This is a genomic window from Rhizobium ruizarguesonis, assembly GCF_017357285.1.
GTDB classification, from domain to species: Bacteria; Pseudomonadota; Alphaproteobacteria; order Rhizobiales; family Rhizobiaceae; genus Rhizobium; species Rhizobium ruizarguesonis.
In genome coordinates this window covers 3370288-3384076 of record NZ_CP071678.1, presented here as the reverse complement: position 1 = coordinate 3384076, position 13789 = coordinate 3370288, and the positions used below count along the sequence as shown (strand labels likewise).

The following is a 13789-nucleotide window of genomic DNA, read 5'->3' as shown; positions in this document are numbered from 1 at the left end:
TGGGATGACAATCATCCTGCGGCGCGATATGCGCTGAAGCTTCCCGATCGGCGGCGAGCTCAAGCCATGCGACTTTTCCATTTCAGCGACGATCCCGGTATCGTAGCGTTCGAGCCACGCTCGGTTCGCGTCCCGTCTGCCCGCGCGCCCGGCCGGGAATGGCTGAACGGTCCACTCGTCTGGGCAATCGATGCCGATCATGATTTCATGTATCTCTTTCCGCGCGATTGTCCCCGCATCCTGCTCTGGGCGACAGCCGATACGCCGGAGGCCGAACAGCGGCGCTGGCTCGGCGACTGGCGCGCTGTCGCCTACGTCGAGCGCCATTGGCTGGAAAGGCTCGAAGCGGAGACGATCCACCGTTACGAGATGCCGGCCGAGGGCTTCGAGGATCTGGGTGATGCCGGCATGTGGGTGGCCCGCAGACGCGTCATTCCCATGGAGAGGACCGCCATCTCACGGCTCGACCAGGAGTTTGCGCCGCGCGGGGTGGAGCTTCGGGTGGTGGACACGCTGACGCCGCTGAAAGGGCTCTGGGGCACCAGCCTGCATGTCAGTGGCATCAGGCTGCGTAATGCGGGCGATTGGGAATAGCCGGATAGGGCGGTAACAAGGATTCCACGGCATGAAAGTTGGCGCGAAAGCTCACCTCAATCTCCCTCATCCCTGTACTCGTCACAGGGATCCAGCGCGCCCAAGTCGTTGGGCGCGGGAGATTCTTCTTCGTTGAAAGAGAGCTATTCACGGCGCGGACGCGCCGTGGCTGGATTCCTGTGACAGGCACAGGAATGAGGGAGGAGAGGTGAGCAGGCCGATCCTCCCCACGGCGGATACGCGGCCTCTCTTTTCATCCGGAAATTTTGCTCTAAAAAACAATGCAGATTCTCTGGAGTGATGTTCCATGTCCACCGAAGGTTCCACTGTCGACACGTTGACGATCGAAGAGGCTGCCGCAGAGCTCGAACGGCTGGCAAAGGAGATTGCGCATCACGATGCGCTCTACCACGGCAAGGACCAGCCGGAGATTTCGGATGCCGATTACGATGCGCTGAAGCGTCGCAATGATGCGCTCGAGGCTCGGTTTCCCGAGTTGATTCGCGAAGACAGCCCATCGCGGCATGTCGGTGCAGCGCCCTCCGTCACCTTCGCGCCCGTCATCCATGCGCGGCCGATGCTGTCGCTCGACAACACCTTCTCGCAGGAGGACGTGCAGGATTTCGTCGCCGGCGTCTATCGTTTCCTCGGCCGTCTGCCGGACCAGTCGATCGCCTTTACCGCCGAGCCGAAGATCGACGGCCTGTCGATGTCGATCCGTTACGAGAACGGCAGGCTGGTGACGGCCGCAACGCGTGGCGACGGCACGACGGGCGAGAATGTCACTGCCAACATCCGGACCATCGCCGAGATCCCCAACGAGCTGCCGAAAGGCGTGCCGGCCGTCGTGGAGATCCGCGGTGAAGTCTATATGGCCAAGAGCGACTTCCTGGCGCTCAACCGGCAGATGGAGGCTGAGGGCAAGCAGACCTATGTCAATCCGCGCAACACCGCGGCCGGGTCGCTGCGCCAGCTCGACGCCAAGGTGACGGCGAGCCGCAAGTTGAAATTCTTCGCGTATGCCTGGGGCGAGATGTCGGAGATGCCGGCTGATACACAGTTCGGTATGGTGCAGACCTTCAAGGACTGGGGTTTTCCGGTCAATCCGCTGATGAAGCGGTTGAACTCGGTCGCCGACATCCTGGCGCATTATGACGAGATCGGCCTCGAGCGTCCGGATCTCGACTACGACATCGACGGCGTCGTCTATAAGGTCGACAGTCTCGAGCTGCAGGCCCGTCTCGGTTTCCGCTCACGTTCGCCGCGCTGGGCGACGGCGCACAAGTTCCCTGCCGAACAGGCTTTCACGATCGTCGAGAATATCGACATCCAGGTTGGCCGCACCGGCGCGCTAACGCCCGTGGCGCGTTTGACGCCGATCACCGTCGGCGGCGTGGTCGTCACCAATGCGACGCTGCACAACGCGGATTACATCCAGGGCATCGGCAATAGCGGCGAACGCATCCGCGACGACCAGCACGATATCCGCATTGGTGATACCGTCATCGTGCAGCGCGCAGGCGACGTCATTCCGCAGGTACTCGACGTCGTCATGGAGAAACGCCCGGCCGAGGCCAGGCCCTATGAATTTCCGAAGACCTGCCCGGTCTGTGGTTCACATGCCGTGCGTGAAAGACATGAGAAGACCGGCAAGCTCGATTCGGTCACCCGCTGCACCGGCGGCTTCATCTGCCGGGCGCAGGCGACAGAGCATCTGAAGCACTTTGTCTCGCGCAACGCCTTCGATATCGAGGGCCTCGGCTCGAAGCAGATCGACTTCTTCTTCGAAAACGAAGATCCGTCGCTGCAGATCCGCACCGCGCCCGATATCTTCACGCTGGAGGAACGGCAGCTGCAATCATTGACCAAGCTCGAGAATATCGACGGCTTCGGCAAGGTCAGCGTCGGCAAGCTCTATGGCGCGATCAACGAGCGGCGCAGCATTGCGCTCCATCGCTTTATCTACGCGCTCGGCATCCGTCATGTCGGCGAGACTACCGCGAAGCTGCTGGCGCGCTCCTATGGCACCTACGAGGCATTCGAGACGGCGATGCGGGAGGCCGAGACACTTTCCGGCGACGCCTGGAACGATCTCAACGCCATCGACGGTATTGGCGAGGTCGTCGCCCGTGCCATGGTCGAATTCTACAAGGAGCCGCGCAACGTTGCGGTGATTTCGGAGTTGATCAGACAGGTAAAGCCGCAGAAGGCCGAACAGCCGGTGACGGCAGGCAGCCCGGTTGCCGGCAAGACCGTGGTTTTCACGGGTTCACTGGAAAAATTCACCCGCGACGAGGCGAAGGCGCGGGCGGAAAGCCTCGGCGCCAAGGTGGCGGGATCGGTCTCGAAGAAGACCGACATCGTCGTCGCCGGCCCCGGCGCCGGCTCCAAGCTCGACAAGGCGCGCGAACTCGGTGTGCAGACGATGGACGAGGACGAATGGCTGGCGCTGATCAGCGGGTGAGGGGCTGACGGCAAGCCGCCAGCCCCGTTTGCTCACAGCCTGAGCCGCGCCATCGTATAGGCATCGACGTATTGACCGGCGCGATATCCGAAGGCCTTCAGCAGGCCTTCCTGCTCGAAGCCGAATTTCCGGTAGAGGCCGATGGCGACATCGTTGTCGGTATAGACGGTCAGTTCCAGCCGTTTGATATCGAGCCAGTCGTCGGCGGCGTCGACCATCGCGCCGAGCAGGATCCGTCCGAAGCCACGGCCGGTGAAATCGTCATGCACGCCCATGCCGATACTGGCGACGTGCTGCCGGCGGCCGGAGAGGCGGTTGAGGCCGCCATTGCCGACGATCTTGCCGTCCTGGGTGACGACCAGGTTGAGCGCGCCCGGCGACGGGTTTTCCATGTGTTTGCGAACCTCCTCGACCGGCTGGTAGGGCGGCCGCAAGGTGCCGGCCCGGTAGCCCGGCAGATTTATGAGATCGGTGATCTCCTCGGCATCGGACAGGCGGACGGCGCGCACGAGGACGCCATCCGGCAGGCGCGCTCGGCCGCGAGGTTCATTCTCTTCGTTTTCGGACATTCATGCTCTCCATCTGTGTCGGGAGGAGAGCCGGTTTCCGAAAACCCTGCTCGCCTCGGCAGGGTTTCGGGATGATGATCGGATCGCTGCTAACGCGCCATCGCTCCCGCGTACCCTTCAAGGGTCGTGGTGTGATGGATAAGCGCTGCCATGGTTACGGAACCGATCATGGCGGCAAGTTTCGATATGCGGGTTAAAAAGTCAACCATGCGTCGTGTCGAATTTGCGCGGCCGGAAGCGGGGCGGTATTCCTGTTCCCGAAGAAACGATTCGGGTTGCTGATTTGAAGACCATCGCGATTGACTTCGAGACGGCGAACGAACAGCGCGGCAGCGCCTGCGCCGTCGGCCTTGCCTGGATCGAGGAGGGCAGGGTGACGCGCGTCGAGGAGCGGCTGATCCGGCCGCGGGAGATGCGCTTTTCCGGGATGAACATCGCAATCCATGGCATCCGGCCGGAGCATGTCGAAGATGCGCCCGAGTTTCCCGAGGTGATGGGCGAGTTCGAGGAAGATTTTCGCGGCGCGACGATGATCGCGCACAATGCTGCCTTCGATTTCAGCGTCTGGCGGGCGAGCCTCGATCTCTACCGGCAATCCTATCCGGAGCTTACCTATCTCTGCAGCCTGAAGATGGCGCAGCGGATCTGGCCGCATTTCCTGTCGCACCGGCTGAACCTGATCGCCGAGCATCTCGGCCTGCGTTTCGTGCACCACAACGCTGCCGAGGATGCTGTGGTCTGCGCGGCCGCGGCGATCGAGATGGCGAAAGCCGTCAAGGCCAGTGCCGTTCACGCGATACCGGCGCTGATCGGCATGAGGCCCGGCCGGCTGACGGCGCGGGCCTACGAGCCCTGCACCTGCCGGAAAGGCTGAGCCCTACAGCGAGCCCCATTTCTTGCAAAGCATGGGTGCATGCTTATCTAGAAAGCGGATTATTCAGGGAGCCGCCATGTCCAGACTGCGCAATCTTCTCCTCGCCGCCTTTTCCTTCTCCGTCCTTTCCGCAGGTGCTGCCTCAGCCGAAGTCGTCGGCAAGGTCGGGGTCGACTGGATCGGCAACGACATCATTGTCGAGGCGGTCTCCGACCCTGAGGTCAAGGGCATCACCTGTCACGTCACCTATTTCGATCGCAGCCTGATCGACCGGTTCAAGAACGGCAACTGGTTCGAGGACCCATCCAATAATTCCATCGCCTGCCGGCAGACCGGGCCGATCGAGATCGGTAATATCGACCTGTCCAAGGATGGCAGCGAGGTGTTCCGCCAGGGCATGTCGCTGATCTGGAAGACGCTGGTCGTCAACCGCATTTACGACAAGACGAACGACACGCTGATCTATCTCGCCCATTCGCGCGAACTGACCGACGGTTCGGCGAAGATGTCGATCTCGACCATTCCGCTCTATGGCCAGAACGTTGTCTGGAAGAATGGGAAGCCGCAATAAGGCGGGGAGGTTCCGGGGTCTCTCGCGCTTGCGATGAAAGACCCCGCCCCAACCCCTCCCCACAAGGGGGAGGGGCTTAACTTGCCGCACCCGCTTTCCAGATCTTCGACGTTTCGATATGAACGAGGCGGGCGCTCCGGGTAGTCCCTCCCCCTTGTGGGGAGGGGTTGGGGAGGGGTCTTCCTAAAAGCTGATCCGATGCCGCTTTGCTCCTGCATCAAACGAAAAAGGCCCGGACGAGCCGGGCCTTCGAATTCTAGATATGAGTATTCCTCAGGCGGCCTGCGTCAGCTCGTCGGCAATGACCGTGTCGAGGTTCAAGAAGCACACCATGGTCTTTTCGAGCGCGACGATGCCGCGGCAGAAGGCGCGCTGGGCTTCCGGGATGATTTCCGGCGGCGGCTGCAGGTCTTCGCTCTTGATGGTCATCATGTCGGAAACCTGCTCGACCAGCAGGCCGACCAGCTTGCCGGCGATGTCGGTGACGATGATCGCCGAGCGCTCGGAGGGCTCGGTCATTTTCATGCCGAGGCGGCAGGCCATGTCGATGACGGGGATCACCGCACCGCGCAGGTTGATGAGACCCAGCACATAGGGCGGGGTGTGCGGCATCGGCGTCACTGGTGCCCAGCCGCGGATTTCGCGGATGGCCATGATGTCGATGCAGAATTCCTGATCGCCCAGGTGGAACGAAACGATTTCGAGATAAGCGCCCGACTGCTTGATGGCGTTATTGTTGTTCATGGTCAGAATTCTTCCCAGTTGTCCCCGGCGGGAGAGGCGATGCAGAACTGCTGTTAAATATAGATGTGACGGCTTAAGTCTTTCCTAACGATATGTATTTTCAGATTACCCGTCGCTCTAAAGGCAAGCTATTCACAAACATGCCATTTTTGATCCGCGCAGATTCCTGAGGTCGGATTTCGTTGCCGTTGCAGTTTCTATCCGTGAGACAATTTATCACCAGTCAGAAAACATATTCTTGAATTGCGCGCGTCCGGTCGAGGCTATAATCACGCGGGGCAAAGGGCGGGCGGTACATATCCGCCTGGATCGAGGATCATGCCAATGAAGACATTCCGCATCGCCGTCTGGGTCGGTGTCCTGATACTTGCCGGGTTTCTCGGCGCGTACACGCTCAACCTGACGAAGTCGAGGGACGTGGTGGCCGAACCGCCCTTCGGCGTGCCCTTCACCCTGGTCTCCCAAAGCGGGCAGCCGATCACCGAGCAGGCGCTGCGCGGCAAGCCGACGGCGCTGTTTTTCGGCTTCACCCATTGCCCGGAAGTCTGCCCGACGACGCTTTTCGAACTGAATGGCTGGATGGAGAAGGTCGATCCGAAGGGCGACAAGCTGCAGGCCTATTTCGTGACCGTCGATCCGGAGCGCGATACGCCTGAGATCATGAACGAATACGTCTCCAATGTTTCCAAGCGCATCATCGGCATTTCAGGCCCGCCTGACAAGATCGCCGAGGTCGTCAAGGGGTTCCGCGTCTACGCCAAGAAAGTGCCGGTCGACGAGAAGGATCCGAACGGCGACTATACGATGGATCACACCGCCTCGGTCTTCCTGCTCGATTCGGCCGGGCGGTTTTCCGGAACGATCGCCTATGGCGAAAACCCTGACACGGCGGTAAAGAAGCTGGAGAATCTCGCCAGCAAGGGGTGACAGCTTCAGCGTGATGGGGCGTTGGATCGACCGGCGGCGGGCAACGGAAACGGGAAAGACCGCCTATCGTGAGTGAAATCCGCCTTTACGTGACGACGACCGAAAGCAAGGCCGAAGAGATCCTCGACCTTCTGAGCGCGGTCTTCGGTGAAGAAGACTTTGCCATCGGCACCACCGAGATCGATGAGAAGAAGGATATCTGGGAAGCCTCGATCTACATGATGGCCGAGGACGAGGCTGAGGTGCAATCCCGCGTCGAGGACGCATTGAAGGCCTCTTTCCCTGATGCCCGGCTAGAGCGGGAAGTCATCCCCGAGATCGACTGGGTGGTGAAATCGCTGGAGGGGCTGAAGCCCGTCCGGGCAGGGCGCTTCCTGGTGCATGGCTCGCATGACCGCGACAAGATCCGCCCCGGCGACATCGCCATCGAGATCGATGCCGGCCAGGCCTTCGGCACCGGCCATCATGGCACGACGGCGGGCTGTCTCGAGGTGATCGATGCCGTGGTGCGCTCGCGCCCGGTCCGCAACGCGCTCGATCTCGGCACCGGCAGCGGCGTGCTGGCGATAGCGGTGCGCAAGCTCAGGAACATACCGGTGCTGGCGACCGACATCGATCCGATCGCGACGAAGGTGGCGGCCGAGAACGTGCGCCGCAACGGCATCGCCTCGGGCATCGTCACCAGGACTGCGCCGGGCTTTCATTCGACGGCCTTTTCCGAGCACGGTCCCTTCGATCTCATCATCGCCAATATTCTTGCGCGGCCGCTGATCCGCATGGCACCGAAGCTTGCGACGCATCTTGCGCCTGGCGGATCGGTCATTCTCTCCGGCATCCTTGCCGGGCAGCGCTGGAAGGTGATTGCCGCCTATAGTGGCGCGAGGCTTCGCCATGTCAGAACCATCTGGCGCAACGGCTGGGTGACTATTCATCTCGATCGTCCTTGAGTTTTCAAGGCTGTGAGCAGGTGATTTCTCCTGCAACGCATGCCTTGCTTAAGGCAATGCGCCTCCTCCCCACCCTCATCCCTGTGCCTGTCACAGGGATCCAGCCACCGCGCGTCTGCGCGGTGAATGACTCTATACGAGCTTGAAGAGAGTTTCCCGCGCCCAAGGACTTGGGCGCACTGGATCCCTGTGACAAGCACAGGGATGAGGGCGGCGGCGGGTGCCGCATCGCCTTATCGAAAGGGAGCCGCTCCGTGAGCCTTGTTGAAGGCAAGAAAAAAGGCGGTGCCGATGGCACCGCCTTGGACCGGTCTATCCGGCCAATGCCCGCGAGCTCAAGGGGAGGAGCGCTCAAGCGGGCTCTACTGCATTCCAATAGGCCAGTCCGGGAGGGAGGAGACGGACTGGCTTTCAGGCTTAGAACGCGTAGCTGGGGGCGCCCTTGTGGCGCGTGGCCCGCTGGCCGGCGCCGAGCAGCTTGAGGCTGTCCTCGTTCTGCGGGCGGCGGGCGCCGATCACGTGACGCACGGTCTGGCGTTCGCCAGCCTGCACCGGGCTGCTATATGCGAAGCGCGAGAGAGAGGCGGTCATTTCAAGAATTCCTTTGTTATAGGTTCATCGCGAACCGTTCGATGACGCCTATATAGCTATTCTGAAATGCGGAGGCAGAGGGTTTCGCTCATGGGAGCCATGCGGCCATTGCATAAAGCGTGCCAAATTAACTTTTGGCGTCACAGTTCTGTCAAAATGTTGAGCGGCACCAGAGGTTTCGACTCGTTTGGTCGCTTTTTCTCCCCATCAGTTGAAATTTCGCTAACATGGCCGGCATCCCATTAACCGGATTCGTCTCAATCATTCGGGTTTCCAGCATGTTCCAGTCTTTCGAGGTCACTTCCACGCCGCAATTCGGCAGGGATCGCGTATCGGCGCTACGCGCCAGTTTCGATTCGCTCGGCATCGACGCCTTTCTCGTGCCGCGCGCCGACGAGTTCAACGGCGAATATGTTCCCGCATGTTCGGAGCGCTTGGCATGGCTGACGGGCTTTACCGGTTCCGCGGGTATTGCGCTCATCCTGCGCACGCAGGCGATCGTCTTTGTCGACGGGCGCTATGTGACGCAGCTTGCCGAACAGGTCGACGGTTCGGTTTTTTCGGGCGGCGATCTCGTCAACGAACCGCCGCATCTCTGGCTTGCCGCAAACGGCGGTAAGGGCCTGCGGCTCGGCATCGACCCCTGGCTGCATGCGGGTGCCGAGGTGCGCCGGCTGGAAAGAGCCCTTTCCCAGATCGGCGGCACGCTGGTCTTCCTGCCGCACAATCCGCTCGACAGGCTTTGGAGCGACCGGCCGGCCGAGCCGCTCGGCGCGGTTAGCATCCAGAACGTCGCGCAGGCCGGCGTGCTGGCGAGAGAGAAGATCGCGACGATCGCCGCCGATCTTTCGAAGAAGAATCTTGCGGCGGTGTTGATCGCCGATCCCTCTTCTGTCGCCTGGACCTTCAATATCCGCGGCGCCGACGTGCCGCACACGCCGCATCCGCTGGCGCGCGCCATCATCCATGCCGACGGCCGGGCCGAGCTCTTCCTCGACAAGCGCAAGACCGGCATCGAGCCGGAGGCCTATCTCGCGCAGATCTGCACGCAGCTGCCGCCCTCGGCGTTGGAGGAGAGGTTGGCTGCCGTTTCGAGAGATGGCGGCCGCGTGCTGATCGACCCTGATATCGCCGCCTATGCGCTGGCGGAGATCATCCGCAAGGCGGGCGGCGAAGTGGTGGAGGGCGCCGATCCCGCCAAGTTGCCGCGCGCAGTGAAGAACGACGTCGAGATCAACGGCTCGGCCGCCGCGCATCTGCAGGACGGGGCGGCGATGGTGGAATTCCTCTATTGGCTGTCGCAGACAAAGCCCGGCACGGTGAGCGAGATCGCCGCCGCCGATCATCTCGAAGCGGCGCGTGCCCGCGTCGGCCAGAGCATGCAGAACCCTCTGAAGGACATTTCCTTCGACACGATTTCGGGAGCCGGCGAACATGCAGCGATCATGCATTACCGCGTGACGACCGAGACCAACCGGATGATCGAGGCCGGCGAACTCTTTCTGATCGATTCCGGCGCGCAATATATCAACGGCACGACCGACATCACCCGCACTGTCGGCATCGGCGCGGTATCGGAGGAGCATCGGCGCTTCTTCACGCTGGTGCTGAAGGGGATGATAGAGATCAGCACGGCACGTTTTCCGAAGGGCACGCGCGGCTGCGACCTCGATCCGCTGGCGCGCATCGCGCTGTGGCGGGCCGGCGCCGATTTCGCTCACGGCACGGGCCACGGCGTCGGCTCCTATCTCTCGGTGCATGAGGGGCCGCAGCGCATCTCCAGGCTTTCGACGCAGGAACTGCTGCCCGGCATGATCCTTTCGAACGAGCCGGGTTATTATCGGCCCGGCAGTTTCGGCATCCGCATCGAGAACCTGATCTATGTGCGCGGGGCCGAGGAGATCGAGGGCGGCGATGCGCCGATGCTCGGATTCGAGACGCTGACTTTCTGCCCGATCGACCGCAGCCTCGTCATTCCCGAGCTTCTGACCCATGACGAGCTGCACTGGTTCAACGACTATCATCGCCGCACATGCGAGGCGCTGATGCCGCTCATCCACGATCACGATGTCAGGGCGTGGCTCGAAAACGCGACGCTGCCGCTGGAATATTGAGAAAACGGCATTACAGCGTCGGCGACGCTGTAGCACCTTGAATTTCTGCGCCGGCTTCGGGCCGGCGCTCAGGCGCCGATCGTGTGGCGCCAAGTCATCACGACGATCCAGGCGGCGACCAGCATCCATGTATGGGTGAAGCGCAGGCCGATGAAGAGGGCGACGATCAGCGCCAGCTTCGATTCCCAGCCGCCGATGAAGAAGGCGGGTGCGACGAGTGTCGTCAGCACGGCCGCCGGCACGGCATTCAGCGCCGCCTCCATGCGCGGGGGGATGCTTTTCATTCGGGTGATGAGGATATAGCCGCCGATGCGGGTGGCGAAGGTGGCGGCGGCTGCTGCGAGGATGACGAGCGCCATGTGAAGATCGAATTCCATGGCTCAGACCTCGTGCACTTCGGATTGGAGGGCGTCGGCTTCCAGATCCTGCGGTTGCTGCGGCAGCGGCAACAGGGCGGCGAGCACGATGCCAACGGCGGCACCGAGGCTGACATGCCAAGGCGAGCCGACGTAGCGGTAGGCGAACACGGATGCCACCGCACTGACGAGCGCCACAGGCAGGAAATTGTCTCGCTTGCGGAAGCCGAGGACGATGCCGAGGAAATAAGCCGGCAGCAGGATGTCGAGGCCGATGGCCTTGGGATCGCCGATGAAGCCGCCCAGCATGCCGCCGGCGATGCTGATCAGCACCCAGGGAATGTAGATGATGATGGCAAAGCCGAAATACCAGGCGAAGGTGAGTCGCCGGCCGGCCTCGGCGCGCTTGACCGCTTCGGCGAATTGTGGATCGACGAGCAGGAAAAAGGTAAAGAATTTCTGCACCGGCGTGAAATGGCCGATGTAGCGAGCCAGTGCCGCCGAATAGAGCACGTGGCGGAAATTGACGGCGAGGATCGACAGCACGATCAGCCAGGCGTGGACATTGTGACCGAAGAGTTCGATGCCGACCATCTGGCTGGCGCCGGCATAGACGGTGGCGCTCATGAAGGCGGCTTCGGAAAGCGACATGCCATTTTCGACCGCCAGCGCTCCGAAGAGAGCGCCAAAGGGCGCCGATGCCAGCGCAACGGCGGAGCCGCCCCGCAAACCTTCAACAAAGTCGGCGCGATTCATGTGATCTTGTCCAGTTGGAATTCAAGTTTTCCCTTATGGTCTACGGCTTGCGACGGCAATTGAATTTCCTTGATTGACCAATCGATTTTGCTGAACCATCAAAGTCCCGATCGCATTCGGCAAAGAGGCAACCATGAAAAAGATCGAATTTTCCAAGGAAGAAAAGGCTGAGATCGTTTCGCGCATCCGCGCTTATTTCGGCCGGGAACTCGATCCCATCGGCGCATTGCCGGCCGAATTCCTGCTTGACTTCTTCGCCGAGGAGATCGGGCCGTATTTCTACAATCGAGGGCTGAGAGATGCCCAGGCCGCCTTATCGACGAGAATGGAACACCTGGCCGAAGATATTCATCTTCTTGAGAGGGAGCAAAAATTCTAAAGCGCGTCGCGATCTTTCAGATTCGCTCCCTGCACTTTAAGTCTTTGTTTTTACGCATGCCGTTGTCGCAAAACCGCTGCACATTTTTGCGCGACATGCTTTAGCGCCTTAAAATCAAATCGGCCTTCACTTAACGGCAAATTATTTCTGCGCCGATATGGTCGTGACGCTTTTGTTCACCGGATTGCGTGTTATTTGGCCTTGATTGTCTCCGTTATCGATGAACCTCGATCCGCCAAGCTCGGCAAGGCGTTGATCTTTATGGTCTGGCTTGCGCTGGCGTCTGCGCTTTGCTGGTCCGAAACGGTCTGGCGTGACGAGGTTCGTGCATTGTCACTCGCCCTTCAAGGGGACAATTTCATCGATATGCTTCGCCAGATGCATGGTGAGGGCCATCCTGCTGTCTGGTATATTCTGCTGCGCGCCGCCTATGCCGTGGTCGGCTCGCCTGTCGTCCTGAAGATCGTCGCACTCACGATTGCAGCGACTGCGGCCTATCTTCTTGTTTTCAGGCTGAAACTGCCGCTTTCCATCATGCTGCTGGCGCTGTTCAGTAGCTTTTCGATTTTCGATTATGCCGCGATGTCGCGAAATTACGGCATCAGCATGCTGGTGATTTTCCTTATCGTCCTGAGTTGGGAGAAAGGAGCGCGCAACGGGATATTGCTCGGCCTGTTGTTTGCCTTGCTGGCAAATACGAACGTCCATTCGGTCGTCCTCGTCGGCGGCTTTCTCGCCTATTGGTTTTTCGATTTAATTCTGGCCCGGTCGAGGCCGCCTCTGACGGCATATCGGGCCTTTGTGACAGCCGCTGCCATTGCCGCGGTTGGAATTGTTCTATGTTTCGTAACAGTCTATCCGACCTTCAATGATACGGGGCAGAACGATCTCAGCGGCGAGAATTTCGCTTTGCTTGTCCTTCGTGCTCTTGCCCTGACCAGTTCGCATTTTATGGCGTTCTATCCCAACAGCATCCTTGAACTGGTCGTGGCGTATCCGTTGGCTGCCCAGATTTTCGCAGTGTTAATGTCCGTGCTGATCTACGGCAGCCTGTTGGCGCTGGCGAATCGGTGGCCGGCGCTGATCGCAGCGGGACTGGTTCTCTTGGGGCTTTCGCTGCTTTTTACGCTTGTCTATCCCGGCGGATACAGACATCAGGCGCTCTGGCTGGTTTTCATGATCGCGATCACCGCCTTGGCCACAGACTCTCAGCGCGACGGGGCGGGCGTTGCCGGCATCGAGGCTGCTGGCGGCATCGTAACGTTCGGGCGCCTGTGCTTCCTGATATTGCTGGCGCTACAGGTCGTGTCCGGCATCGACAAGGTCCATCAGGCCTTCATAGCCGAAATACCCCTGAGCCGAAGCAAGGATCTCGGTGCGTTCATTCAATCGCGCCCCGATCTCAAGGATGCGGTCATTATGGCGGATCCCGACTATCTGGTGGAAGCCTTGCCCTATTACGTCCCCAACCGCACCTATCTTCTGCGGGAGGAGCGGTTCGGCGCGATCGTGCGATATACCCGGAATGCGCGGCTTTCGCTCAGCCTTGCCGATATTCTGCAAACGGCACATCGATTGCAGCAGAGTGAGCATGTCCCTGTTGTCATCCTTCTTTCACAGCGGCTTGATCAGATTGCTGCGCCCGTTTCCCTGCGTGAAAGCTACGTTTGGCGGTTGTCTCTGACGCCGGAAGACATTTCTGCTTTCCAGAGCGCGACAAGCCTCGTCAAGCGCTTCGGCACGGTTGCCGGAAGCGATGAGACGTTCGACGTCTACGTCCTGAAATAAGATGCCAGCCAGCAGGTTATTTGCACACGTCCACGCATTTGATCATTGTGACATGCGTCCGCATTCCGTCGATTGCGGCGGTAACACCTTCAGGAGTGGTGCCACCGTTGCAGCG

General features: G+C 60.6%; 14 protein-coding genes. 9 read left to right on the top strand and 5 right to left on the bottom strand.

Annotated elements, in window-relative coordinates; all coding sequences use genetic code 11:
• The first annotated feature begins 66 nt into the window (after positions 1 to 66).
• Both J3P73_RS16830 and ligA read left to right on the top strand, forming a co-directional pair.
• A complete protein-coding gene (locus J3P73_RS16830) occupies positions 67 to 594 on the top strand; it encodes a DUF6886 family protein (RefSeq protein WP_024320791.1) in 528 nt (175 codons plus the stop codon).
• 307 nt (positions 595 to 901) lie between these two features.
• Positions 902 to 3058, top strand: coding sequence for an NAD-dependent DNA ligase LigA (ligA, locus tag J3P73_RS16825; RefSeq protein ID WP_130675440.1), 2157 nt, complete (start codon positions 902 to 904; stop codon positions 3056 to 3058).
• Between the two features lie 32 nt (positions 3059 to 3090).
• Here ligA and J3P73_RS16820 read toward each other — a convergent pair whose 3' ends face one another.
• Complete coding sequence (locus J3P73_RS16820) at positions 3091 to 3627, bottom strand: GNAT family N-acetyltransferase (RefSeq protein ID WP_130661948.1); 537 nt, start codon at positions 3625 to 3627, stop codon at positions 3091 to 3093.
• Positions 3628 to 3910: 283 nt separating this feature from the next.
• Between J3P73_RS16820 and J3P73_RS16815 the strand changes: the two genes are divergently transcribed.
• Positions 3911 to 4501 carry a 3'-5' exonuclease gene (locus tag J3P73_RS16815; protein ID WP_130655898.1) on the top strand — a complete coding sequence of 197 codons (591 nt, stop codon included), beginning with the start codon at positions 3911 to 3913 and terminating at the stop codon, positions 4499 to 4501.
• A gap of 76 nt (positions 4502 to 4577) precedes the next feature.
• Entirely contained in the window at positions 4578 to 5072 is a 495-nt protein-coding gene (locus J3P73_RS16810; RefSeq protein ID WP_027683758.1) for a CreA family protein, read from the top strand.
• A gap of 273 nt (positions 5073 to 5345) precedes the next feature.
• Here J3P73_RS16810 and J3P73_RS16805 read toward each other — a convergent pair whose 3' ends face one another.
• Positions 5346 to 5816, bottom strand: a complete 471-nt coding sequence (locus J3P73_RS16805) for a chemotaxis protein CheW (protein ID WP_003541378.1) — start codon at positions 5814 to 5816, stop codon at positions 5346 to 5348.
• A gap of 324 nt (positions 5817 to 6140) precedes the next feature.
• Between J3P73_RS16805 and J3P73_RS16800 the strand changes: the two genes are divergently transcribed.
• Both J3P73_RS16800 and J3P73_RS16795 read left to right on the top strand, forming a co-directional pair.
• Positions 6141 to 6743: an SCO family protein gene (locus J3P73_RS16800; protein WP_130675438.1), complete on the top strand. Its 603-nt coding sequence runs from the start codon at positions 6141 to 6143 to the stop codon at positions 6741 to 6743.
• A 68-nt stretch (positions 6744 to 6811) separates the two neighbouring features.
• Positions 6812 to 7690: a 50S ribosomal protein L11 methyltransferase gene (locus tag J3P73_RS16795; RefSeq protein WP_018074160.1), complete on the top strand. Its 879-nt coding sequence runs from the start codon at positions 6812 to 6814 to the stop codon at positions 7688 to 7690.
• Positions 7691 to 8107: 417 nt separating this feature from the next.
• Here the strand turns inward: J3P73_RS16795 and J3P73_RS16790 are convergent, their stop codons facing one another.
• Complete coding sequence (locus tag J3P73_RS16790) at positions 8108 to 8281, bottom strand: hypothetical protein (RefSeq protein WP_003541368.1); 174 nt, start codon at positions 8279 to 8281, stop codon at positions 8108 to 8110.
• Between the two features lie 278 nt (positions 8282 to 8559).
• On the opposite strand from J3P73_RS16790, the gene J3P73_RS16785 reads away from it, so the two are divergent.
• Positions 8560 to 10395 carry an aminopeptidase P family protein gene (locus J3P73_RS16785; RefSeq protein ID WP_130672889.1) on the top strand — a complete coding sequence of 612 codons (1836 nt, stop codon included), beginning with the start codon at positions 8560 to 8562 and terminating at the stop codon, positions 10393 to 10395.
• Positions 10396 to 10463: 68 nt separating this feature from the next.
• Here J3P73_RS16785 and J3P73_RS16780 read toward each other — a convergent pair whose 3' ends face one another.
• Positions 10464 to 10772 carry an AzlD family protein gene (locus tag J3P73_RS16780; RefSeq protein ID WP_018074162.1) on the bottom strand — a complete coding sequence of 103 codons (309 nt, stop codon included), beginning with the start codon at positions 10770 to 10772 and terminating at the stop codon, positions 10464 to 10466.
• 3 nt (positions 10773 to 10775) lie between these two features.
• Positions 10776 to 11507 carry an AzlC family ABC transporter permease gene (locus tag J3P73_RS16775; protein WP_130661944.1) on the bottom strand — a complete coding sequence of 244 codons (732 nt, stop codon included), beginning with the start codon at positions 11505 to 11507 and terminating at the stop codon, positions 10776 to 10778.
• Positions 11508 to 11640: 133 nt separating this feature from the next.
• Here J3P73_RS16775 and J3P73_RS16770 point away from each other — a divergent pair, with 133 nt between their 5' ends.
• Both J3P73_RS16770 and J3P73_RS16765 read left to right on the top strand, forming a co-directional pair.
• On the top strand, positions 11641 to 11886 hold the full coding sequence (locus tag J3P73_RS16770) for a DUF2164 domain-containing protein (protein WP_018074164.1): 246 nt from the start codon (positions 11641 to 11643) through the stop codon (positions 11884 to 11886).
• 195 nt (positions 11887 to 12081) lie between these two features.
• A complete protein-coding gene (locus J3P73_RS16765) occupies positions 12082 to 13674 on the top strand; it encodes a hypothetical protein (RefSeq protein ID WP_130692221.1) in 1593 nt (530 codons plus the stop codon).
• Positions 13675 to 13789 lie beyond the last annotated feature (115 nt).